The sequence below is a fragment of the Anaeromassilibacillus sp. An200 genome (assembly GCF_002160025.1).
Classification (GTDB): Bacteria; Bacillota; Clostridia; order Oscillospirales; family Acutalibacteraceae; genus Caccousia; species Caccousia stercoris.
In genome coordinates this window covers 1-1,786 of record NZ_NFJU01000110.1, presented here as the reverse complement: position 1 = coordinate 1,786, position 1,786 = coordinate 1, and the positions used below count along the sequence as shown (strand labels likewise).

1 protein-coding gene is annotated in these 1,786 nt (G+C 56.6%); it reads left to right on the top strand.

All coding sequences use genetic code 11. From position 1 onward, the window contains the following. Positions 1–71: 71 nt before the first annotated feature. On the top strand, positions 72–1,786 hold a 1,715-nt coding region (locus B5F35_RS18050; protein WP_087243055.1), incomplete at its 3' end, for a VirD4-like conjugal transfer protein, CD1115 family.

The following is a 1,786-nucleotide window of genomic DNA, read 5'->3' as shown; positions in this document are numbered from 1 at the left end:
GCTCAGGAACAGTCAAAGACCAAACACCGGGAACGGGAGAAGGTCAAGACCAAGGACCGGGAGGTGGCGCGATGACCGACAAGCTGAAAAAGCAGATCATCCTCAACCTTCCGTATCTCATCTTCGTGTATCTCTTTGACAAGCTCTGCCAGGGGGTGCGGCTGGCGCCTGGGGCGGACGCCTCGGAGAAGCTGCTCCACATCGGGCAGGGCTTTTCGGCGGCCTTTGCCAGCCTGGCACCCAGCTTCCATCTGGTGGACCTGTGCGTGGGCGCCGCCGGCGCGGTGCTGATCCGGCTGGCGGTCTACTCCAAGGGCAAGAACGCGAAGAAATACCGCCGGGGGATCGAGTACGGCAGCGCCCGATGGGGCACCCCGGCCGACATCGCCCCCTATATCGACCCCGCATTCCAGAATAACATCATTTTCACTCAGACAGAACGCCTCACCATGTCGAGCCGTCCCAAGGAACCCAAGTACGCTCGAAATAAGAGCGCCCTGGTCATCGGCGGTTCCGGCAGTGGTAAAACGAGGTTCTTTGTCAAACCAAACCTGCTCCAATGCCATTCCTCCTATGTGGTCACCGATCCGAAGGGGACTATCCTGAACGAGGTGGGCACCCTGCTGGACCGCAAGGGATACCGCATTAAAAGCCTAAACCTCATCAACTTCAAGAAGTCCATGCGGTATAACCCTCTGGCGTACATCCGCTCGGAGAAAGACATTTTGAAGCTGGTGAACGCCCTGATCCTCAACACCAAGGGCGAGGGCGAAAAGTCCAGTGAAGATTTCTGGGTGAAGGCCGAGCGGCTGTACTATTCCGCCCTCATCGGGTACATCTGGTACGAGGCGGAGCCGGAGGAACGCAACTTCATCACCCTGCTGGACCTCATCAACGCCAGCGAGGCCAGAGAGGACGACGAGGAGTTCCAAAGCCCGGTGGACATCCTGTTCGCCAAGCTGGAAAAGGAGCACCCGGATCACTTCGCCGTGAAGCAATACCGCAAATTCAAAATGGCCGCGGGCAAAACTCTGAAATCCATACTGATTAGCTGCGGCGCCCGCCTTTCTCCCTTTGACATCCAGGAGCTGCGGGACCTCATGGCGGAGGACGAGCTGGAGCTGGATACCCTGGGCGACCGCAAATCGGCGCTGTTTGTCATCCTCTCGGATACAGACAGCACCTTCAATTTTGTGGCGGCGCTCATGTACTCCCAGCTTTTCAACCTCCTGTGCGACAAGGCGGACGACTTCTACGGGGGCCGCCTGCCGGTCCATGTGCGGTGCCTGCTGGACGAGTTCGCGAACATCGGGCAAATCCCGAACTTCGACAAGCTGATCGCCACCATCCGAAGCCGTGAAATATCGGCTTCTATTATTTTGCAGTCGCAAAGCCAGTTAAAGACCATCTACAAGGACGCAGCGGATACCATCGTGGGTAACTGCGACAGCACCTTGTTTTTGGGAGGCAAGGAGAAATCCACTCTGAAAGAAATTTCGGAGCTGCTGGGGAAAGAAACGATTGACAGTTTCAATCAATCGGAAAACCGCGGCAGCCAGGTTTCCCACGGCCTCACCTATCAGAAATTGGGAAAGGAGCTGATGACACAAGACGAATTGGCAGTGATGGACGGAGGCAAGTGTATCTTCATGCTGCGGGGCGTGCGCCCGTTTCTCTCGGACAAGTACGACCTGACGAAGCACCCGAACTATAAGTACACCGCCGACGCCGACAAGAAGTACCTCTTTGATATGGAACGGTACATGAAACGCAAACCGGCCATCGT